The sequence below is a fragment of the Methanomassiliicoccales archaeon LGM-DZ1 genome (assembly GCA_030168595.1).
Classification (GTDB): Archaea; Thermoplasmatota; Thermoplasmata; order Methanomassiliicoccales; family Methanomethylophilaceae; genus Methanomethylophilus.
In genome coordinates this window covers 1,623,978-1,644,558 of the sequence record CP115556.1, presented here as the reverse complement: position 1 = coordinate 1,644,558, position 20,581 = coordinate 1,623,978, and the positions used below count along the sequence as shown (strand labels likewise).

The window sequence follows — 20,581 nt, the reverse complement described above, 5'->3', positions numbered from 1 at the left end:
CTGGGGCCGGGACCTATAGGCCCCGGGCCTGTTCCCTTAAAACATTCGGTTTTCAGCTTTTGCTGTAGACAGGGGCGGTGATGCCTCCCACGCCCATGCTGCCGGTGCCGTAGGCGATGCCCATCTGCGAGCAGTCGGAAGTGCTGATCTTCTCCATCGTATAGCTGGAGTAATCCCAGACTGAGCCGGCTTCATCGAGCACATACTGCGCCCAGTATGTCCATGTGGTAGTGGTACCGTCGGTCTTGGAGGTCATCGCCAGGCCGAACAGTGACTTTATTCCGTCGCCGTACTTGGAATGGCTGGCCTCGAAGGGGAGGTTGTAATCCTTTGCGGCATCGCTGAACGCATCGAAGACCGTGCTCCCGGTCCCGTTGATGTAGAAGTAGTACCCAGATTCGGACTGGATCGTGAAAACCGTGCCGTCGGTAGATCCGTTCCAGGCAGCGGCATCGGAGATGTTCGGAACGATAACATTCTCGGGCCCTCCTTCCTCTGTTCCTGCCATGGTCCCTTTGACGTAGAACAGGCCGATGACATCGTGCATCGAGGTACTGAGGCCGTCGACGGCCTTGTCGCTGTAGATCCACTTCCCGTCATCATAGACGTAAGTGGCCCAGTAATAGTAGATGCTCTCGCTGGCCTTCGAATAGTCGTTCGCCAGCCCGTTGATCGAGTTGATGCTGAAGTAGCTGCCCTTCGTATAATCGATGTCGAACCCGTTCTTCCCGTCGAGGCCGACGAGCATGTCGGCATAGGTCGAATACTCGCCGCTGTCGGCGGAAAGCCAACTGTAGATGCCGTACTGGTCCTCGATGAGGATCAGCGAGGATGCCTTCTCGGACGATTGGGAATAGAGCGGGGCGGTGATCTCGGAACCGTCGCCGTAGGCGATGCCGACCTGGCTGAACACTGCGGTGCTGAGCTTCTCCATCGTCATCTGCGCATACGCCCAGGGGCCGTTGTTGTTCGAGACGAACTGCGCCCAGTAGGTCCATACGGTCTTGTCGCCGACGGTCGCAGAGCTCATCGACAGGCCGAAGAGGGACTGGATGCCGTCGCCGTACTTGGAATGGCTGGCCTCGAAGGGGATGTTATAGGTTTCAGCAGCATCCGTGAAGGCGTCGAACACCGTGTCGCCGTGGCCGTTGACGTACATGTACATGCCGGACTGCGACTGGATAGCGAACACGACATCGTTGTGGGAACCGGTGAAGTAGGCAGCCTTCCAGACCTTCGGGACCTCGACGTTGTCGGGCCCGCCCGCGGTGACCGCGTAGGTGGATGTATCGCAGTTCACATAGAACAGGCCGATGTACTCGCAGTCATCCGTGGAGACGCTGCTGAGGCCCACCTTGCTGTAGACCCACTTGCCGTCATCGTACTGGTACAATGCCCAATACCCGGAGTAATCCGATGTCTGGGACAGTCCGTTGATGCCGCTGACCATGACACCGTAGCTGCTCTCGGTGTAATCGATATCGAGGCCGCGGGTGCCGTCGATCGATTTTATGACCTCTCCGTAGTCGTCCCCGTCGCCGTGGGCCCAGAAATAGACGCCGTACTGATCCTCGATGAGCACGGAACCGTCGTATTCATGCGCCCCGTCGGAATCATCGTAGACGGCGGCCCCGGCCGCCGCGGCGATTATTGCGGAGACGGCGATGAGTGATATGAACAATTTCGTCGTTTTCAGCATTATTACCACGCTTTGCTGGACTCGATAACTTAATCAGATTATAAAAACGATTGGACGTATCTTCCAAACCTGGCGAACGAACGTTCCGCATCTGGACACAGCGTTCCGGGATCATCTGCAGAAGGCATGGAGCGGAAGGCGTTTCCGGCCCGCACGGAACGGGCCGGCAGTTCACTCGTAGAAGACGAGGAAGCAGGCCGCCGCGATGACGGCGGCGACGACAATGATGCCGATGAAAATCTTGGTGGTCTTCAGCATTCGTTTTCCCCGGCGAAGTATCCCGCGCACGGTATAAATTATCAATCCAAGTTGGAGAAGACCTCCATCTGCAGGGAAAAGAATGACATCATGCGCATCTATCATCAGGCATGGAGAACAAAGAGAAGCTTAGAGAGAAGGCCGACGGGATCCTGAAAACGATAGAGGAGACGCGCGGGAAGGTCCCCCTGGTGAACAAGGTCCTCTCGGAACGCCCGGACCTTTTCGTCCCCAACGCCGAGCTGAGCATGAAGCTGTTCGAGGGCGAGGGAAGCCTGGATAAAAAGACAAGAGAACTGGTCGCGCTCGCCGCCGCAGCCGCGCTCGGAGGCCAGTACTGCATGAAGGAGCACATCAGGAACGCAGCCGCGCTCGGCGCCACCAAGGACGAGATCCTGGAGGTCCTCGAGATAGCCGGCTACATGTGCATGACAAGGAGCCAGTCGTACGCCTTCCGCGTGTTCGCGGACGTTTACGGCATGGATGTGGAGTGACTCATACAGGCTGATTTAGGTACCACCTAACATTTTTATAGCAGTCCTGACTAATCATAAATCATGGTTACAATAACCCCTGAAGCGGAGAAGTTCATCGACGAGCTCCTCGAGAAGAACCAGAAGACCGGATGGGGTATCAAGGTTTACCTCTCCGGGTACGCATGCTCCGGCCCGCAGTTCGGGATGTCCTTCCAGGAGAAGCCCTCCGAGGGGGAGCAGGTCGACAAGACCGCGAAGAGCTTCGACATGTTCTATGACGACGAGACCGCCAAGGCCCTCGACGAGTGCGTCATCGAGTTCGTCGACGACCCGAACTTCGGCACCGGCCTCTCGATACGCAACCCCAACTTCAACGGCTGCGCATCCTGCGGCGGCGGATGCGGTTCCTACTGAAACCTTCCGTCGGGCCTGCCCCCGATCGGGCGGCCCGATAATCCTTTTTAATAAACCGCCGATAACCTGGGTATATGCAGTATGTCCGCATGCCGGGCATCGCCGAAGGAAGACTGGAGGACAGACGCTACCAGTCGGAGATCGCCGCGGAATGCCTCAGGCAGAACACCCTCGTCATCCTGCCCACCGGGCTGGGGAAGACCGCCGTCGCCCTTTTGGCGGCCGCCAGGGTGCTCTCCGAAGGGAAGAAAGTGCTCATGCTGGCGCCCACCAAGCCGCTCGTCGACCAGCACAGCGAGTACTTCTCATCGATGCTGGACGGCATCTCCGTGGGGATGCTCAACGGGCAGATGCGCCCGCCCAAGAGGGCCGCGGTCATAGCCGGGAGCGGGTTCACGGTCTCCACCCCCCAATCGGTCTCCAACGACCTCGACAACGGAGTCTACGACCTATCCGGGTTCGGCATGGTCATATTCGATGAGGCCCACCGCGCCACCGGCAACTACGATTACGTGAACGTCGCCCGCTACATCCCGGCCGGCTGCCGCACCCTCGGCATGACCGCCTCCCCTGGCAGCGACGCCTCCAGGATCGAGGAGGTCTGCAGGAACCTGGGCCTGGTGAGGATCGAGATGCGCACCGAGGACGACCCGGACGTCTCCCCTTACGTGCACGACACCTATGTGAACAGGATCGAGGTCACCCTGCCGCAGGAGATTACGGACATCTCCGCGGAGCTGAAGAAAGTGCTCGACGGGTACTTCGGGGACCTGGTGGCCCTCAGGCTCACCGATCCGGGATGGCCGGCGTCCAAGAAGCACATGCTCTCGATCCAATCGTCCCTCCAGATGCGCCTGGGCAGGGGGGAGAGGACCTACACCGTTTTCCGCGGTCTGGTCCTCACCTCGGCCTGCATCAAGCTCCTCTACGCCATCGAGCTCGCGGAGACGCAGGGGATCCCCCAGCTCAGGAAGTTCCTGTCCAAGGTGAACGCCGATGCCGAGGCCCCGGGAGCGTCCAAGGCCGACCGCGAGCTGACCCAGGACGAGGGATACCTGCACGCCTGGCACATGGCGGAGAGCAGCAATGTCGGGCACCCGAAGATCTCGCAGGTGATGGGCCTGGTGTCGCGCGTCATCGCCTCGGGCGAGAGCCCCAGGGTGCTGGTCTTCGCTCAGTACAGGGAGACCTGCGACATCCTCAGCGAGAAGCTCGCCCTGGTGAACGGCGCGAGGGTCGCCAAGCTCATCGGGCAGGCCAACGGCGGCCTGAGGCAGAGCGAGCAGATCGAGATGCTGGAACGTTTCCGCAGCGGAGACTTTAACGTGGTCGTCTCCACCTCCGTCGGCGAGGAGGGTCTCGACATAGCCAGCACCAATGCGGTGATCTTCTACGAGCCCGTGTCGTCGGAGATCCGCACTATACAGCGCCGCGGGAGGACCGGGAGGAAGAGCGACGGCGAGGTCTACGTGCTGGTGGCCAAGGGCACGATGGACGAGGCCGTCGAGAAGGCCAGCAAGAAGAAGGAGGAGATGATGCGCCAGAGGCTGGAATCTCTCAGCAGGTCCCTGTCCAAGGGGCCGAGGGTGGGCTCCGGCCAGACGTACTTCTGACGGCCCGGCGGCATGTTTGATATGATGACGGAGGATGGGGAAGATGATGCTTTTCAGCGAACTGGCGGAGACGTTCGACAGGCTCGAATCGACATCGAGCAGACTGGAGATGACCGACATACTGGCCGGGTACTTCTCGGAGATCGACCCGAAGTACATCAGGCAGACGATCTACCTGTCGGTGGGCAGGCTGCACCCGGACTTCGTCCCCCTGGAGCTCGGCATGGCCGACAAGCTGGTCCTGAGGGCGATCTCCTCGGTATCGGGCAGGAGCCTCTCCGAGGTCGAGGACATGTGGGTCAGGACCGGGGACCCGGGAGAGGTCGCCGAGGTGCTGACCCAGAAGAAGAAGCAGATGACCCTGTTCTCCGAGCCGCTGACCTTCGAAGGAGTAGTAGATTCCCTGCTGAAGATAGAGTCCGCCTCCGGGAAGGACTCCCAGGACCGGAAGACCAAGATCCTCGCCAGGATGCTTTCGGACTCCGGCCCGCTGGAGGCCCGCTACCTCTGCAGGATCGTCACCGGCAGGATGAGGGTGGGTGCCGGCTCCATGACCGTCATGGACGCCCTGGCGCAGGCCTTCGCGTCGAAGGACGACCGCCCGGAGATCGAGAGGGCGTTCAACATCACCTGCGACATGGGCCTGGTGGCCGAGACGCTCGCGGAGAAGGGCATGGACGGGGTCCGCGCGATAAAGGTGGCCGTCGGGAGCCCGGTGAAGGTGATGCTCGCCGAGAGGCTCAGGTCCCTCCCGGACATCATGGCGAGGATGGGCGGGAAGTGCGCCTTCGAGTACAAGTACGACGGCATCCGCGTGCAGGCCCACATCAGGAAGGGCCCGGACGGCTTCGTGAAGCTCTACTCCCGCCGCCTGGAGGACCTGACCCCCAACTTCCCGGACATCGGGGAGGCGCTGGCCGCCCAGCTGAAGGGGAAGGAGGCCATAGTCGAGGGCGAGTGCGTCGCCTACGACCCCGCCGCCGACGGGCTCCTCCCGTTCCAGAACGTGACCCACAGGAGGAAGAAGCACGGCATGTCCAAGGCCGTCGAGGACGTCCCCGTGCGCATATTCATGTTCGACATGCTCTACCGCGACGGCGAAGACCTGACCCTCAAGCCCTACCCCTACAGGAGGATGATGCTCGAGTCCTCGTTCTCGGAGTCGAAGGGGGACGGGTACGACCGCCTGGGTTATTCAGAGAGGGCGGTCATAGGGTCCGAGGAGGAGGCCCAGAAGTTCTTCGACACCGCCATCGGGTCGAAATGCGAGGGCATCATGGCCAAATCCCTGGCCCAGGACTCCGTGTACCGCGCCGGTTCCAGGGGGTTCCTCTGGATCAAGTACAAGAAGGACTACACCCAGGCCCTCGTCGACAGCTTCGACCTCACCGTCGTGGGGGCGTTCTACGGCATGGGCAAGCGCGCCGGCGTCTACGGCGCCCTGCTGATGGCGGCATATGACCCAGACACGGGAAGGTGGGGCACCGCATGCAAGCTGGGGACCGGGTTCGACGATGCGTTCCTGGCCGCCCTGCCGGGAATGCTGGAGAAGTACAGGTCGGAGGGACGGCCGTCATCTGTGGACGCCGAGATGGTGCCGGACGTGTGGTTCGTCCCTGGGCTGGTCCTCGAGGTCACCGCCGCGGACATCAGCATCAGCCCCATCCACACCATCGCCCGCGGCGCGGTCAAGGAGGGCTCGGGGCTGGGCCTCAGGTTCCCCAGGTTCACCGGCAGGGTGAGGGACGACAAGACCCCCGAGCAGTGCACCACCGCCGCCGAGATCGTCGAATTCTACGAGATGCAGGACGAGAGGGACGTGGAAAGCGTGGAAGAGGCCGAGAGGGCATCGGAGAACGGTTCCGCGGACGAGTGACAAACCTTTATAATAAAACGCGCGATGGGCCAAACATGCAGATGTACGTTGTGACCAGGTCCGACGAGGGCAAGACCCTCAGGATCGGGCTCAAAGATTCAAGCACAACCCTTGTGGAGCCCCTGATTCAGGAGCTCAACTCCGACAAGGACGTCGTTTACAGCAGGTACATCGAGGACCATCCCGACCTTGACGACCCCTACCTCGAGATCAAGGTCTCCTCCGGCACTCCCGAAGCGGCCCTGAAGAAGGCCGCCGAGGCGGTCGCAGCCTATTTCAGCAAAATCGAAGAGTGAACATGGCCTTCAGGGAATGCCGCACCGCCGAAGCGGACGTCGGCATGCTCTATTACCTCACGGGCGGCGCGGGCACCGGCGGCCGCATCAAGGCCGCCCCCGAGGATTTCGTCGTCACCGAGGTCTCTTCCAGACCGGAGCCGGCCGACAACGGGCGCTTCACCATAGCCACGGTGACCGCCCGCAACTGGGAGACCAACCGCATGATCCGCCTGATGTCCCGCCAGTTGGGCATATCGCGCGACAGGATCGGCTTCGCCGGCACCAAGGACAAGCGCGCCGTCACCACCCAGCTGATGTCCTTCCTGGGCTCGCCGGACATCCTGGGCAGGCTGTCCCTCAAGGACATCAGCATATCCGATGTCTACACCTCCAACCGCGGGCTGAAGCTCGGGGACCTCTCCGGCAACGATTTCAGGATCAGGGTCTCCGGCTGCGATATGTCGGAAGCGGAGATCGAGGATTCTGTCAGCAGCGTCGCGGCGGAGATCGGGACCGTCGGAGGCTTCCCGAACTATTACGGAGTTCAGAGGTTCGGCATCGTCAGGCCCATAACCCATCTCGTCGGGGAGCATCTCGTCCGCGGGGATATCGAAGGTGCGGTCAGATGCTATGTCTGCGACCCGGCGACGAACGCGTCCAAGGACGATTCCGCCTTCGGCATGAGAGAGAAGCTGGCGGCCGCGGACGACTGGGGGCCGCTGGTCGGGGAGATCCCCGAAGCGATGAGCTTCGAGAAGACCATGGTCATGCACATGGTGGACCGCCCGGGCGATTGGGTCGGAGCCATCGCGGAGATGCCTGTGAACCTGCAGATGATGTTCGTCCACGCCTACCAGTCGTACCTGTTCAACATCATGCTCAGCAGGCGCATCGCGGCCGGGATGCCCATCAACAGGCCTGCCGTGGGGGACATCGTCATCCCGCTGGACCCTGACGGCATACCGATGCATGAGAGGCCCGTGAGGGCCACAGATGCCAACATCGACCTGGTCGACAGGCAGGTCAGGCTCGGCAGGGCGTTCGTCACCGGGTGCCTGTTCGGTTCCGCGAGCGAGTTCGCGGACGGAGAGATGGGGGAGATCGAGAGGAAGGTCGTGGAGGAGCAGGGCCTCGAGCCCGACAACTTCATCATTCCCGGCCTGCCGCACTGCAGCTCGGAAGGCGGCAGGAGGGAAATCCTCTGCCCGGTCAGGGACCTCTCTTACGAAGTATCCGGGAACTCTTACTCCCTGAAGTTCTTCCTGCCCAAAGGGAACTACGCGACCTGCCTCATGCGCGAGTTCATGAAATCCGAGATCACGGATTACTGAGGGCTGAACGCTCCCCGGCCTGAAAAGAATCGGCCGGGGGGGGGCAGTTTTTCACTCCACGGCCGAGAGGATGATCCTCGCGCCGAAGTACCCGACGCCTTTGTCCCTCATGACCTGCTCCGGCGTGTCCTTCTTGGTCACGCTCGGGACGATCGAGGCGTACTCGTCGGGAATCTCCCTGGGGAGCTTGGACTCGGGGCAGCTGCGTATGTAGCCGACCAGGAGCTTGGCCTCCTCCGCATCCCTGGCGCCGCCAGCCATGTAGGCCTTCTCGACGGTGATGTCGGACATCTTCTCGACCTTGGACCTGACCAGCGCGTTCCTGGACAGCGCTTCCATCCTCTCGTAGCCGGCGGCCCCGTAGACCACCTCGCCGTACTCGGGGATGTTCTTCAGGTAGGCCACCGCGGCCTCGCTCTCATCGGCGCCGATGGCGTCGAGGACGTCCTGGTCGTCGATAGCCAGGCCCATCATGTAGGCGCGGCGCATGATGCGCTCCGCGGTCCTCATGACGCTCTGCGGGACGAGGTGGGTCTCCTTGACGGCCTCCTGCGATATGCCGTCCTTCATGCTGTCCGCCTCGGCCCTGAGGTTGACGCTGTTCAGCGCGGCGATGACCGCCCTGACGTCCTCCTCGGCCGGGTTGGGATAGGCGATGAACTTGGAGTAGGCGTCCTTCACGCCGTCCCTGTCCTTCAGCCCGCGACAGGCGGACGCCTTGATGGCGAACCCGTCGGAGCTGGGATGGACGGCGAGGGCGTTGTCTATCGTCATGAGAGCCCTGTCGTACATCTTCTTGGAGATCTGCAGCTTCGCAAGCTCCTTCCCGGCGGAATCGTCCTTCGGGTCGAGCCTGAGCGCCGCCTCGTAGCTCTGCATGGCGGCGTCGGTCCTGCCCATGGCCTTCTGGACGGAACCCAGCTTGTCATACAGGGAAGCGGATTTGATGCCCTTCTCCATCGCTTTGTTGTAGGCCTCGATGGCCCCCTCGTAATCCTTCTCCTCCACGCGCAGGTCGCCCGCGTACACGTACAGCGGGGCGGCCGCCGGGTTCCTCTGGATGTTCTGCGAGAGATAGGCCTCGGCTATCCTGGCACTGTCGCTGACACGGTACAGCGACGCCCTGAACAGGATGTAGTCGGTGTTGTTGGGGTCCGCGTTGAGCGCGCGGTCGGCCATCTTCCCGGCCCCGACATAATCCCTAGCCTCCATCAGCGACCTGGCAACCGCCATGTTGGCCTCCGGGTCCTTCATGGAGCCGGCCTCGTCGATCTTCTCCGTCGAGGCGGACTCGTTGAGGGATGCATAGATGGACGCCGCCTCCTCCCCCTTCCCGGTGCGGAAGAGGGCGTCGGCGAGGTCCTTCTTGGTCACCCTGTCGTGCGGCGCCACCCTGAGGAGAGAGCGGCAGACCTGGATGATCTCATCGTTCCTGCTCATGGCGACGTAGAGGTCCCTCGATGCGCGCATGAGGATCTCCGACTCGGGATTGTTCCTGAGCGGCTTCTCCAGGACCTTCTCGGCCCCCGAGGTGTCGCCGGAGCCGATGTAAGCCTGCACGATGCAGTAGACGATGGTGTCGTCGGGCTCGCTCTTGCTCCTGAGGAGCTTGGTGCCGATGTCGATGACCTCGCGGTACCTGCTGGCCTTCAGGCAGATCTTCATGCGCAGGGCGTAGATGGCGTCGTTGTTGGGCTCCACCATGCCCGCCATGGACAGGTAGTGCAGGGCGTCCTCGTAGCGGCCTTCCTCGGCGAAGATGGCCGCCTTCCTCGCCAGGGCGTACGAGGAGACAGGGTTCAGCTCGATGGCGCGGTTGAACGACTTGACGGCCTCGGCGCGGTCGCCCTTCTTCTCCTGGACGCACCCTTTGGATATCCAGTACTTGTCGTTCTTGATATCCATCATGATCGCCCTGTCATAGGACGACTCGGCCGATTCCAGGTCCCCGAGGGCCTCGTCGGCCATGCCTTTGGAGTACCAGGTCTCGGCGTCCTGCTGGACGGCGACGGCGCTGGCATACGATGCGGACGCCTTGGCGTACTCCCCGAGGGCGTACTCCGCGTTGCCCCTCAGCCGGCGGACGATGGCGAGCCCCCCGAACTGGGACTCATGGGTCGAGCAAAGGGTGAGCGCCTCGTCGTAGTCCCCGGCGGAGATCAGGTCGCCGAGCTTCTGGACGAACGCGTCCTCGCCTTCGATCTTGGACGAGAGGTCGTCGGTGCGGGTGCGCTGCGACGCCTCGAACTGAAGGCTCGCCAGGGTGTCGGATGCCTCGCTGTTGCCCCCGTCGAGCGCCAGAACAGCCTGGCACTCCGAGATGGTCTTGCCGCTGTCCCCGGACTGGCGGTACGCCTCCATCAGGGAGATGTGGGCATTGACGTTGGAAGGGCCGTACTTGACAGCCTTCCTGCCGTACTTGACAGCGGATTTTATGTCCCCTGCGGCCAGGCAGACCTTCGACATGTGGGCGAGGGCCTCCGGGTCCTTGGGATCGGCATGGACCGCATCCTTGGCCTGCTTCCCGGCGGACACCGTGTCCCCGCGGGCCATGGAGATCTTCGAGAGGAGGACCGACGTCCTGCAGTCGTTGGGGTATGTTATGAACACGCTCTCGGCGTTGGAGTACGCTTCGTCGAGGTATCCTTTCTTCAGCAGTATATCGGCCACATGCAGGTAGGCATCGTAACCGGAGGTCTCGGAAGGCAGGAACTCTTTCGTGACCTCTACGGCCTCGTTGACCTTACCGAGGCCTGTGTAGGAGTCGATGAGGCCCATGGCCACCCTGGCAGACCCGGGATCGCTGGCCTCGGCATCGCGGTATTTGGAGAGAGCTTTCCCGTAATCGCCCTGGGCGGCGTACATCTCGGCAATCTCGCAGAGCATGGCGGGCCCGACGCGTCTGCCAGCGGTGGCGGCGCTGTACATCTTCTCGGCGACGGTCCAATCGCGGCCCGACACGGCCATCCTGGCGCGGACGATGAGGAACATGCTCTCGCCCTCGTTGAACAGCTTGTGGTTGGTGAGCAGGGTCTGGGCGTGGATCGCCTTCTCCCCGCCGTCCACGAACCACTCATGGTAGATCCCGTAGAGGTCGTGCTCGGGGGTGTTCTTCTCGGGGGGCTCGTCGAACGGCTCCTTGGCCCAGATGCACTCGCAGGCCAGCAGGTCCGCCCAGTCGTTCTCCGGATCGAGCTTCTCGAGCATCGTGTAGGCTTCTTTGCAGCAGGGATCGCTGGATATCGCGGTGTAGAGCTGCCTGACGGCGCTCTTGACGTCCCCTACGAGCTCGAAGTACTTGGCCCAGGCCACGCAGGCCATGGGCACGTCCGAGGTCTCCTTGACAGTGTCCAGATACTCCTTGGCGAGGTCCGCCCTGCCCAGTTTGATGCAGTACTCGGCCGCCGCCAGCACAGGGCGGGTATCCTGCGGGCGCCTCTTGGCCACCAGATCTTTCAGGACGTTCTCCCAGTCATCGACATCGTCGTGCTCCGCTACCCTGTTGATGACATCTGTGAGGATGGCCGAGTGCACAGGCACGTCCGAGAGCGTGATCTTGACGACGATGTCGGACAGGGCCTTGACCTTGTCCTTAGCACGGTCGATCCTCTGGACGGCTTCCCATTCCTCGGTCTCGGTCTTATTGCCGAAGACCGGCCTTCCGTTCATGCCACGGGCTAAGCTTTGCCTTATAATTAATATTTGTAGGTATGGAAAAAGGCCCGCTTAGAATGCGGACGCATCCGTTTATTATGTGCCAGCAGGCGGGAGCATGATTTTCCGCCAGTATGGGGGGATCGGGCTTACATAATGTGCCAGATGTTAGAGACAGTAGTTTCCAGTATCAGTACGATGAAAAAGCGTTAATATGGTCTGGGAGGTTGGCAGGATACTCTCTGCTCAGGCAGAGGGGGCATAAAATGGATGCAATTGAAATAAGGAAATACATGGCTGAGCTGGTCGGCACTTTCGTCCTCGTTCTCGCCGGTGTAGGGACCGCTGTCCTGACCGGCGACCTCGTGGCCACCGCCTTCGCCTTCGGTCTGTCTGTAGTCGTCATGTCGGTTACCGTCGGACAGATCTCAGGCTGCCACCTCAACCCCGCTGTCTCGCTCGGCATGGCCCTCGACAAGAGGATCACCTGGACCGAGTTTGTGTTCTATCTCATCTTCCAGGTCATCGGCGCCATCATCGGAGCCTTCGTCGTCGCCCTGTTCGCCATGGGAATGAACGACTGCGCTCTCGACGATCTCGCCAACGTCGGATCCAACCACCTCGTCCAGGACGACGTCGCATACTCCATCCTGATCGAGGTCGTCCTGACCTTCGTCTTCGTCCTCGTCGCTCTGGCTGCCACTGCCAAGAACGGCATGGACAAGTACGCCGGACTCTTCATCGGCCTCACCCTGACCATGGTCCACTTCATCGGGATCAACCTGACCGGAACCTCCGTCAACCCCGCCAGGTCCATCGGCCCCGCTATCGTCGACGCCATCGCCGACGTCGGCAACGCCGGAGACGTCTGGGTGTTCATCATCGCACCCCTCATCGGCGCTGCGATCGCCTGGGCCGTCTGGAAGTACGTCCTCTGCGACCCCAAGAAGGAAGCCTGAGCAGCAAAACCCGGGGGACGGGCATCCCCGTCCCCCAACCCTTTTTTCCATTACGGCCCGGCCGTTCTGGCTGGACTCCTCCGCCTGTCGAAAAGTGTTATATACGGATTCAAAATATCCGATGCCTAAGCGCATTCGTAATCTAGCTGGTTAGGATTCAAGCCTTCCAAGCTTGCTACTCGGGTTCGAATCCCGACGAATGCACTCATCTTGTTTTGGTCCGTTCCTGCTTCCTCCGGGCATTCCATAGAAAGCCAACGGATCCCCGGGATCGGTCAGTCCTCTGACTTCCTGCCCCTGTGCACGCACTCGGGGAGGACCTCGTGAGGTATCGTCCCCCATCCGCAGCGCTCGGAGAACTCCAGGGAGGACAGGACGCAGCCAACCATCGCGGGGTCGCATATGAGCGCCGTGTCGGTGCCCTCCATCGCTCTGGCCATGCAGGCGTCCGCCGCTCCGCACACATAATCGATGCGTGCCCTGGTCAGGAGCCCCTCGGTGCATCTGGCACTTCTTCCGCAGATACCTTTCGGAACCTCCAGCAACCCCGCCGCGGAGAGGGAGTCCTTCACATCTAGGACATCGCAGCCGTTCGGGACCGGCAGGATGTTGAACTTCCCGGCGTCACCCCTGCCCTCGGCAGTTTTGCAGATCAGCTGGGCATAGGTCCTCGGATAAGGCGCCGGGTCCTTCCCGCGCAGTTCGCAGAGCCCCCTGTTCATCAGGAATATGCGCGGAGGCATCAGCCCGGCCAGGTACACGGCGGTCCCGTCCGAGAAGAAGCCTTCCGGGTCTCCCGAGTACACGCACTTCCCGTGCCTCATGACATGAATCTCCTGCGCCCAGGAGTAGATCAGATCGGTGTCGTGGGACGCCATCACCACGGTCACGCCCTCCTCGTTCAGCTGCCTGGCTATCTCCATGACCTCAGAGGCCATCTGCGGGTCCAGGCCGGCGGTGGGCTCGTCCATGATCAGGAGGCGGGGCTTCATCGCGATGATGCCGGCGATGGCCACCCTCTTCCTCTGGCCGTAGGAGAGCTTCATGACAGGGCGGTCGCGGTACTCCTCCATGCCGACCATGCGGAGGGCCTCGGACACGCGCGACTCGACCTCGTCCCTCGGGAGCTTCATGTTCTCCGGGCCGAAGGCCACGTCCTGCCCCACGATGGGACGGAACAGCACCTCGTCGGGGTTCTGGAAGAGGACGGCGACGTCGGAGCGTAGCCGGGTGAGCGCACGGCGGCCGTACTTCAGCGGGACGCCGTCGTACAGCACCTCGCCCGAATCGGGGCGGTAGATCCCGTTCATGTTCCAGAACATCGTGGACTTCCCGGCGCCGTTCGCCCCGATGACCGCGGTCCTGGAACCTTTGCGGACCTTCAGGTTCAGCCCGTCCAGCGCCTTCCCCTTCCCGCGGCCGTAGCTGAAATCGACGTCCCTGAGCTCCATGATGGGAACATCGGTCATATGTCGCCCTCCAGTCCCACATCGGCGCCGAAGCTCCTGATCCTCTCCGCCCTCTCCTTCACCAGCGGGGCATATACCTTATCGAACACCAGCACGGAATCCCTCCCGAGGACGGCCTCGGTGAGGCAGGAATCTATCCCGCCGAAGTAGAAGTCCGCCCTCAGGCGGGCGGCCGAGACCGCGTCCCTGGAGTCCATGCCGGTGATGCCGCGGCGGGAATCCTCTCCCGCCCTGGCGACCTCCTCGGCGTACCTCCCGGCGACGCCTTCCCCATCGGAGGGGCAGCTCACGCAATGGACCGTGCCGGCCTTCCCGGAGCCCCCGAACTTGGCCAGGTACTCCCCGACCGTCCTCGGGTAGGGATCGGGCCCGGACCCGGACATCCTGGACAGGGCCTCGTTCATCTCGTAGACCGCCGGCCTGAACAGCCCGCAGGCACGGACGGCGGCCGGGTCCCCGTAGAACCCTTCGGAGCTCCCCTCGTAGACGTGCTTCCCGGCGTTCATCACATGGACCTTGTCGGCCCATGAATATGCCAGGTCCACGTCGTGGGTGGAGATTATCACGGTGACGCCCATCAGACGGAGCCTCTCCGCGAGCTCCATGACCTCCATGTACGCCTGCGGGTCCAGGCCGGCGGTGGGCTCGTCCATGATCAGCACCCGCGGACGGACGGCGAGGGCGCCGGCTATCGATACCCTCTTCCTCTGCCCTCCCGAGAGCTGGTGCAGCGGGACGCGGCGGTACTCGGTCATGCGGACCAGGCGCAGAGCCCCGTCTATCCTCCTGTCGATGTCCTTCCTGGTGGCGCCGGTGTTCACCGCCCCGAAGGCGACGTCGTCCTCCACGGTGGAGGAGAACATCTGCTCGTCGGGGTTCTGCAGGACGACGGAGACATCCGCGCGGAGCCGGGTGAGCCCCGGGACCGTGTAGGAGATCGGCTTACCGCGGTGGAGCACCTGCCCTTCCGACGGCTTGTACACTCCGTCCATGGAATAGAACATAGTGGACTTCCCGGACCCGTTGGCCCCCAGGATCGCGGTGCGGCTCCCCTCCTCTATATCGAGCGTGACATTATCCAGAGCTTTGCGGTCGGTGCCCCCGTAGCTGTAGGACACGCCTTCCAGCCTGAAGACGCTGCCGCTCACAGGTCCCACCCGAAAAGCGGCGAGAAGAGCTCGGCCATCCCGTTCCAATCGATAACATACTCTCCGAAGCACCAGAGGCATGCCGCGCATGCCATGGATGCAATGACCCAGGCGGCCGAGATCCCTTTGGGGCGCCTGTAGACGGGGAAAACCCCCAGGTAGTTCCTGCTCGCCAGGGCCGCGTCGGATTTCTCGGCGATCTCCATGGAGAACAGGAAAGTCCCCACCATGGCCCCCGCATAAGCTCTGATCGTGCGCATTCCCCCGTTGTACCCGAGGCGGCATTGGGCGGCCTTGATGAGCACCAGCATCCTCTCCAGCAGGAGGAAGGCGTAGCGGTAGATCAGCACCACGATCTCGATTATCTCCCTGGGCAGATGCAGCTTCCTGCACGCCTGCGCCAGATGGGGTATCGGCGTGGAGCTGGCGAAGGCCAGCATGAGCGTCACGCCGGCCACCGCCCTGAAGAAGACCAGCCAGGCCTGGTTGAAGCTGTCCTCGGTCATGTACATGTCGAACCACAGCAGCTTCCCTTCCATCAGAGCAGGCTGGGACTTGTCGCCGAGGATGGAGATCATCCCGCAGCCGATGACCATTATGAGGACCGCCTCGCCGATGGCCAACGCTATGATCGGCGGGAGCTTCATGTTGGTGGAGTAGGCCATCAGGCCCAGCCCGATGCAGAACGCGGCCATCGGGACGGCTATGCTTTTGGTCAGGAGCCCGGTCACCAGCAGGAGCACGGTGAACAGGAGCTTCCCGAGGGGGGACCAGTCGACCATGCGCGAGCTGTATGCCAGCTCGTCCATCTCCACCTGGTCGCTTATGAGCCCGCGCGCCATCTTCCCCCACCTCAGAACTCGTAGATCTTCTCGAGGATGTCCTCTTCGTCCTTCTTCTCCCCATCGCCGGCGGCCGGCAGCGGCCTCGCGGGCGGGGCATTATCGGACAGCTTTCTCTTGGCATGCTGTATCCCGATGAAGTAACCGATGATCAGGGCGCCGATGGCCGCCTGAAGGGCGAACAGCATCGATTCGGTCTCGCCGGGGAGCTCGTAGTCCCCCCAGATTCCGGATGTCCACGGTTCGTAGCTCCCGCCGTTGTTGTCCGCGATATCGCCGGAGCCGGCATCGTCCGACCCGCCGAAGTCCATGCCCTGGGAGTCCCCGTAGGCGAGGATCCCCACCACAGCGACGGCAATAATTGCGAACCCGGCCGCGTACGCCTTCCAGTTGATCGGCTTGTCCGGCTTGTCCTGGCCGAAGATGTCCGGGCGGGTGATGAGCAGGTACTTCGCGAACATGGCGAACAGCATGCCCTCGACGAACGAAAGGGGGATCTGGGTCACAGCATATGTGGTCATGAAGTCGGTGAACGCCGCCCCCCATCCGTTGCTGTGGTAGCAGATGGTCAGCTGGACCGCCGTGACCACATAGGTCGTGAGGTCGGCGAAGAACGCCGCCGCGAACATCGAAGGGACGACCCTGACGCGGAGCCCCCTGAGCAGCCTCCATGCCAGAAGCCCGGCGGCAGGCCCGATGATACCCATAGAAACGCAGTTCGCTCCCAGGGTTGTTATGCCTCCGTGAGCGAGGAGCAGGGCCTGGAATATCAGGACGATCATAGAGAGCGAAGAACATACGAACACCCCGTAGAGGACGACTGCGAGCCCCGTCCCTGTCGGATGCGAACTCGATCCGGTGACGGACGGCAATTTAAGAGACGAGAGCAGGAATATGAACGCCCCCGAAAGAGCGACCAGCATCCTCTGCTCCGGATGCGAACGTACGATCCTGACAATTTTCCTGAACCCCAGCACCACGAACGGGATCATCACGAGATACCAGATGATGCACCATTCCAGCGGGAGGTAACCTTCCATTATGTGCAGACATTTACCCCCTGTTCCCGCGCCCTGACTGCGCGGGCACATGGCCGACAGACGGCCCCCAATCACTGATTGGATATAATAACCAATATCACAAAGCGATAACTGACCACATTATATATACATTATCGAAGAAAGTAATAAATCAAGAGGGATAGCGGGCGGGACCCCGTCCGTTTGAAGGGCATATGCCCGATGGAAATGCGGGGCCCGGAGAGCCCCGCGGCGTTTCAGTGCTTGTTCACGAAGGTCTTGTTCTTGTAGAGGCTCTTCGAGGCCTTGTCGAGCTTAGCGGCCTTGTTCCTGGCCTTCATCTCCTTCCTCTCGGCCTTATCCATCTTCTGAACCGGTGCATCATTGCTGTTCTGCGCGTTCATGATTATCTTTCTCCTGAGCATGCATCTGCACGGCGTTAATACGGATATCGGCGCGCACGGTTCCCGACGGCCATAGGCAATTCATCTGATTAACGGATATAGTATATACTGCTGGATAGTTCATTGGTGCATATGCGCCCTTGCGGACGCGGCGGAGAATGTCAAAATGGAAGAGACTGAGACTACACTGTTCCCGTTCACGAAGATTGTAAAGCAGGAGAAAATGAAAAGGGCGCTCCTCCTGAACGTCATCGACCCCACGATCGGCGGAGTGCTGATCAAAGGAGAGAAAGGAACTGCGAAGTCCACTGCGGTGAGGTCCATGGAGCAGTTCCTGCCCTCCAGGCCTGCCGTCAAAGGGTGCGCATACCGCTGCGACCCGCGCTTCCCCAAGAGGCTGTGCGCCGACTGCAAGGCGAGGATCGCCGCCGGCGAGAAGCTCGAGACCGTGAACGTCCCCATGAAGGTCGTAGAACTTCCCCTGAACGCCACCGAGGACAGGGTGTCCGGGACCCTCGACATCGAGTACATCCTGAAGACCGGGAAGAAGAAGTTCGAGCCCGGCATCCTGGCGAGCGCCAACGGCAACATACTCTATGTGGATGAGATCAACCTCCTGGATGACCATATCATCGACCTGCTCCTGGACTCTGCGGCCATGGGCGTGAACTATGTGGAAAGGGAAGGCGTGTCCTTCTCCCACCCCGCGAGGTTCGTGCTCGTAGGAACCATGAACCCTGAAGAAGGCAATCTGAGGCCCCAGCTCCTGGACAGGTTCGGCCTCTCCGTCGAGGTCGAAGCGGAGGACAGCATCGAGACCAGGATGGAGGTCATCAGGCGCAGGATCGCGTTCGACGCCGATCCCGAGGCGTACGTCGCCGCCGAGAAGGACAGCCTGAACGAGCTCACCGAGAAGATCGAGGCCGCCAGGAATCTCGTGAAGAAGATCCCCGCCGACGATGACGCCGTCCGCATGGCGGCCAAGATCTCCATGAACTACAACATGGAGGGGCACAGGGCGGACATCACCCTCATCCGCGCCGCCAGGGCCAACGCCGCCCTCGAAGGAAGGGACAAGATCACCAAGGAGGACATGGAGGCCGTCGCGGCGCTCGTGCTCGCCCACAGGGTGAAGAAGAGGGCCTTCGACAAGTCCGGGTTCGACGAGGCCGGGGTACGCAAATGCCTGGCGTCGATGTGAACGCCGGCGTGTTCCCCTTCTCGGCCATCGTCGGCAATGAGATGGCGAAGACCGCCGTCCTCTGCGCGGCCGTCAGCCCCGGAATAAAAGCGGTCCTCATCAGGGGGCTCTCCGGAACCGGGAAGACAGCCATCGCGCGTTCGGTCCCCTGCATCGACCCGGGAAGGAAGGTCGTCAACGTCCCCCTGAACGCCACCGGGGAGCAGATCTTCGGGGCCATAGACATGGAGGCCGCCATCGCCACCGGGAAGGTCGAGATGGCCGAGAGCCTCCTGAACCGCGCCGACGGGAACTACATCTACATGGACGACGCCGACCTCTTCGACACCAGCCTGCTGATCCAGATGCTGGACTCGGTGCATTCCAGGCGGGTGCGCGTCGAGAGGGAGAACATCTCGGCCGAGTACGGCTGCCAGACGAAGCTCCTGGCGAGCATGAACTCCACCAGGAGGTACCTGGACAGGCACGTCCTCGACATGTTCGACATAAGCGTCTCCATGCGCAGGCAGAAGGATGAGAGCCGGGCGGAGGAGATAATCCGCCGCGCTCTCGGCCTGGGGGACGGGAACAGCAGGCTCGAGAAGCTGTTCGCCGGCGATGATGAGAAGATCTCGAAGGAGGTCGCCGAGGCGAGGCGCCGGCTCCCCGAGGTGCGCATCCCGAAGACCCAGATGCGCAGCATCGCGCGCATCTGCACCTCGCTCGGCGTCAAAGGCTGCCGGGGGGCCCTCTCCACCGCCTACGCCGCGGCCGCCCTCTGCGCGCTCGACGGCAGGAGAATGGTCAGCAAGAAGGACACCGCCCGCGCGGCCGTGCTCTGCCTGGGCCACCGCCGCACCGTGATGCCGAAGAAGAAGGAGAAGAAGGAGTACAACCCGCTCGAGACGGGCTACAACCCGCTCGGCGGCATCCGCAGGTTCATCAAGGACGAGAAAGGGGAGACCGAGGAGGCCAAGATCGTCAAGAAGATGAACGAGCAGACCGAATCTGTTTCCAAGAACAGCGTCGATGTCGGGTTCATCAAATCCGAGGACCTGGAGGACGTGGTGTCCGAGGTCGGCGAGACCTTCGAGGCCATCGATCTCCTGGAAGCGGAGGACTCCGAAGGGTTCCGCGCCGGCGACGACGCCGCCAAGAGGAAGTACGTCGAGACCGAGGACAGGAACGGGAAGTACATCAAGTCCAGGATCCCGAGGGGCACCTGCACCGACATCGCCTTCGACGCCACCGTCCGCGCCGCCGCGCCGTACCAGAAGAGCAGGCACGAGGCCGACCCGACTCCCGGCGTGAAGCTGGAGAAGCAGGACCTCAGGGAGAAGGTGAGGCAGAAGCAGGTCTCCTCCACCTTCCTGTTCCTGCTGGACACCAGCGGGTCCCTCATCATACGCAACAGGATGTCCAAGGTCAAGGCGTCCATCATCTCCATGCTGGAGACCCATTACGTCAAGAGGGACCGTGTCGGGCTGATGACCTTCAACGAGGAGCAGATCGAGCTCGTCCTCGCCCCGACCAGGGCCATTGAGCAGCTGGAGCCGATCATCAACAACATCGCCGTCGGACAGGGGACCCCGCTCTCGGAGGCGCTGATCAGGGTGTACGAGTACATGATGCCGTACACCCTCAAGCACGGCGACGAGAGGTGCCACATAGTCCTCATCACCGACGGGAAATCGACGCTGGCCCTCGACTCCTCCAAGGACCCCATCAAGGAGAGCATCGAGATCGCGGAGCAGGTCCGCATCCCCAACGCCGACTGGATCGTCATCGACACCGGCCTCGGGTTCACCAAGAACGACGCTCCGAAGGACCTCGCCAAGGCCCTCCGGGGAAGGTTCTTCCTCCTGGACGACCTCGAGAAGAAAGAGGATACCGTGGACATCTGGGACTGATCGGGATGCTCCCGGGGGCATCTGCCCCCGGCCCCAAACTTAGGCCTGGCC

Annotated in this window: 16 protein-coding genes and 1 tRNA gene; 10 read left to right on the top strand and 7 right to left on the bottom strand. The window is 62.0% G+C overall.

The window, feature by feature from the left end; all coding sequences use genetic code 11:
* Positions 1 to 52 precede the first annotated feature (52 nt).
* Entirely contained in the window at positions 53 to 1,681 is a 1,629-nt protein-coding gene (locus tag O8W32_08165; GenBank protein WII09135.1) for a hypothetical protein, read from the bottom strand.
* 386 nt (positions 1,682 to 2,067) lie between these two features.
* Here O8W32_08165 and O8W32_08160 point away from each other — a divergent pair, with 386 nt between their 5' ends.
* The 6 genes from O8W32_08160 to truD all read left to right on the top strand — a co-directional run bounded on the left by O8W32_08160 (position 2,068) and on the right by truD (position 7,945).
* A complete protein-coding gene (locus O8W32_08160) occupies positions 2,068 to 2,451 on the top strand; it encodes a carboxymuconolactone decarboxylase family protein (GenBank protein WII09134.1) in 384 nt (127 codons plus the stop codon).
* A gap of 63 nt (positions 2,452 to 2,514) precedes the next feature.
* Positions 2,515 to 2,847, top strand: coding sequence for an iron-sulfur cluster assembly accessory protein (locus tag O8W32_08155; GenBank protein ID WII09133.1), 333 nt, complete (start codon positions 2,515 to 2,517; stop codon positions 2,845 to 2,847).
* A gap of 74 nt (positions 2,848 to 2,921) precedes the next feature.
* A complete protein-coding gene (locus O8W32_08150; GenBank protein ID WII09132.1) occupies positions 2,922 to 4,460 on the top strand; it encodes a helicase-related protein in 1,539 nt (512 codons plus the stop codon).
* Between the two features lie 43 nt (positions 4,461 to 4,503).
* Positions 4,504 to 6,336: an ATP-dependent DNA ligase gene (locus O8W32_08145; protein ID WII09131.1), complete on the top strand. Its 1,833-nt coding sequence runs from the start codon at positions 4,504 to 4,506 to the stop codon at positions 6,334 to 6,336.
* Between the two features lie 35 nt (positions 6,337 to 6,371).
* On the top strand, positions 6,372 to 6,632 hold the full coding sequence (locus O8W32_08140; GenBank protein WII09130.1) for a DNA-directed RNA polymerase subunit L: 261 nt from the start codon (positions 6,372 to 6,374) through the stop codon (positions 6,630 to 6,632).
* 2 nt (positions 6,633 to 6,634) lie between these two features.
* On the top strand, positions 6,635 to 7,945 hold the full coding sequence (gene truD / locus O8W32_08135; protein WII09129.1) for a tRNA pseudouridine(13) synthase TruD: 1,311 nt from the start codon (positions 6,635 to 6,637) through the stop codon (positions 7,943 to 7,945).
* A 51-nt stretch (positions 7,946 to 7,996) separates the two neighbouring features.
* Here truD and O8W32_08130 read toward each other — a convergent pair whose 3' ends face one another.
* Positions 7,997 to 11,614, bottom strand: coding sequence for a tetratricopeptide repeat protein (locus O8W32_08130; GenBank protein ID WII09128.1), 3,618 nt, complete (start codon positions 11,612 to 11,614; stop codon positions 7,997 to 7,999).
* Positions 11,615 to 11,865: 251 nt separating this feature from the next.
* Between O8W32_08130 and O8W32_08125 the strand changes: the two genes are divergently transcribed.
* The gene (locus O8W32_08125; GenBank protein WII09127.1) at positions 11,866 to 12,558 is read left to right on the top strand and encodes an aquaporin; all 693 of its coding nucleotides are present in this window, start codon (positions 11,866 to 11,868) and stop codon (positions 12,556 to 12,558) included.
* A 131-nt stretch (positions 12,559 to 12,689) separates the two neighbouring features.
* Positions 12,690 to 12,762 (top strand) — tRNA-Gly (locus O8W32_08120).
* Positions 12,763 to 12,833: 71 nt separating this feature from the next.
* Here the strand turns inward: O8W32_08120 and O8W32_08115 are convergent.
* From O8W32_08115 to O8W32_08095, 5 genes are all read right to left on the bottom strand, one after another.
* Positions 12,834 to 14,027, bottom strand: coding sequence for an ATP-binding cassette domain-containing protein (locus O8W32_08115; protein ID WII09126.1), 1,194 nt, complete (start codon positions 14,025 to 14,027; stop codon positions 12,834 to 12,836).
* A complete protein-coding gene (locus tag O8W32_08110) occupies positions 14,024 to 15,175 on the bottom strand; it encodes an ABC transporter ATP-binding protein (protein WII09125.1) in 1,152 nt (383 codons plus the stop codon). The genes O8W32_08115 and O8W32_08110 overlap by 4 nt, the downstream gene beginning before the upstream one ends.
* The gene (locus O8W32_08105) at positions 15,172 to 16,017 is read right to left on the bottom strand and encodes an energy-coupling factor transporter transmembrane component T (protein ID WII09124.1); all 846 of its coding nucleotides are present in this window, start codon (positions 16,015 to 16,017) and stop codon (positions 15,172 to 15,174) included. The genes O8W32_08110 and O8W32_08105 overlap by 4 nt, the downstream gene beginning before the upstream one ends.
* An 11-nt stretch (positions 16,018 to 16,028) precedes the next feature.
* On the bottom strand, positions 16,029 to 17,057 hold the full coding sequence (locus tag O8W32_08100) for an energy-coupling factor ABC transporter permease (GenBank protein WII09123.1): 1,029 nt from the start codon (positions 17,055 to 17,057) through the stop codon (positions 16,029 to 16,031).
* A gap of 236 nt (positions 17,058 to 17,293) precedes the next feature.
* Positions 17,294 to 17,440 carry a hypothetical protein gene (locus O8W32_08095; protein ID WII09122.1) on the bottom strand — a complete coding sequence of 49 codons (147 nt, stop codon included), beginning with the start codon at positions 17,438 to 17,440 and terminating at the stop codon, positions 17,294 to 17,296.
* Between the two features lie 166 nt (positions 17,441 to 17,606).
* Here O8W32_08095 and O8W32_08090 point away from each other — a divergent pair, with 166 nt between their 5' ends.
* Both O8W32_08090 and O8W32_08085 read left to right on the top strand, forming a co-directional pair.
* Positions 17,607 to 18,641, top strand: a complete 1,035-nt coding sequence (locus tag O8W32_08090; GenBank protein ID WII09121.1) for an AAA family ATPase — start codon at positions 17,607 to 17,609, stop codon at positions 18,639 to 18,641.
* Positions 18,623 to 20,530 (top strand): VWA domain-containing protein, encoded by a 1,908-nt coding sequence (locus O8W32_08085; protein WII09120.1) that lies wholly within the window; start codon positions 18,623 to 18,625, stop codon positions 20,528 to 20,530. The genes O8W32_08090 and O8W32_08085 overlap by 19 nt, the downstream gene beginning before the upstream one ends.
* The last annotated feature ends 51 nt before the right edge of the window (positions 20,531 to 20,581 follow it).

What these genes read in the sequence shown, in the direction of transcription:
- O8W32_08160 (WII09134.1), top strand. Translation starts at nt 2,068, where the DNA reads ATGGAGAACAAAGAGAAGCTTAGAGAGAAGGCCGACGGGATCCTGAAA.
- O8W32_08155 (WII09133.1), top strand. Translation starts at nt 2,515, where the DNA reads ATGGTTACAATAACCCCTGAAGCGGAGAAGTTCATCGACGAGCTCCTC.
- O8W32_08150 (WII09132.1), top strand. Translation starts at nt 2,922, where the DNA reads ATGCAGTATGTCCGCATGCCGGGCATCGCCGAAGGAAGACTGGAGGAC.
- O8W32_08145 (WII09131.1), top strand. Translation starts at nt 4,504, where the DNA reads ATGATGCTTTTCAGCGAACTGGCGGAGACGTTCGACAGGCTCGAATCG.
- O8W32_08140 (WII09130.1), top strand. Translation starts at nt 6,372, where the DNA reads ATGCAGATGTACGTTGTGACCAGGTCCGACGAGGGCAAGACCCTCAGG.
- truD (WII09129.1), top strand. Translation starts at nt 6,635, where the DNA reads ATGGCCTTCAGGGAATGCCGCACCGCCGAAGCGGACGTCGGCATGCTC.
- O8W32_08130 (WII09128.1), bottom strand. Translation starts at nt 11,614, where the DNA reads ATGAACGGAAGGCCGGTCTTCGGCAATAAGACCGAGACCGAGGAATGG.
- O8W32_08125 (WII09127.1), top strand. Translation starts at nt 11,866, where the DNA reads ATGGATGCAATTGAAATAAGGAAATACATGGCTGAGCTGGTCGGCACT.
- O8W32_08115 (WII09126.1), bottom strand. Translation starts at nt 14,027, where the DNA reads ATGACCGATGTTCCCATCATGGAGCTCAGGGACGTCGATTTCAGCTAC.
- O8W32_08105 (WII09124.1), bottom strand. Translation starts at nt 16,017, where the DNA reads ATGGCGCGCGGGCTCATAAGCGACCAGGTGGAGATGGACGAGCTGGCA.
- O8W32_08100 (WII09123.1), bottom strand. Translation starts at nt 17,057, where the DNA reads ATGGAAGGTTACCTCCCGCTGGAATGGTGCATCATCTGGTATCTCGTG.
- O8W32_08095 (WII09122.1), bottom strand. Translation starts at nt 17,440, where the DNA reads ATGAACGCGCAGAACAGCAATGATGCACCGGTTCAGAAGATGGATAAG.
- O8W32_08090 (WII09121.1), top strand. Translation starts at nt 17,607, where the DNA reads ATGGAAGAGACTGAGACTACACTGTTCCCGTTCACGAAGATTGTAAAG.
- O8W32_08085 (WII09120.1), top strand. Translation starts at nt 18,623, where the DNA reads ATGCCTGGCGTCGATGTGAACGCCGGCGTGTTCCCCTTCTCGGCCATC.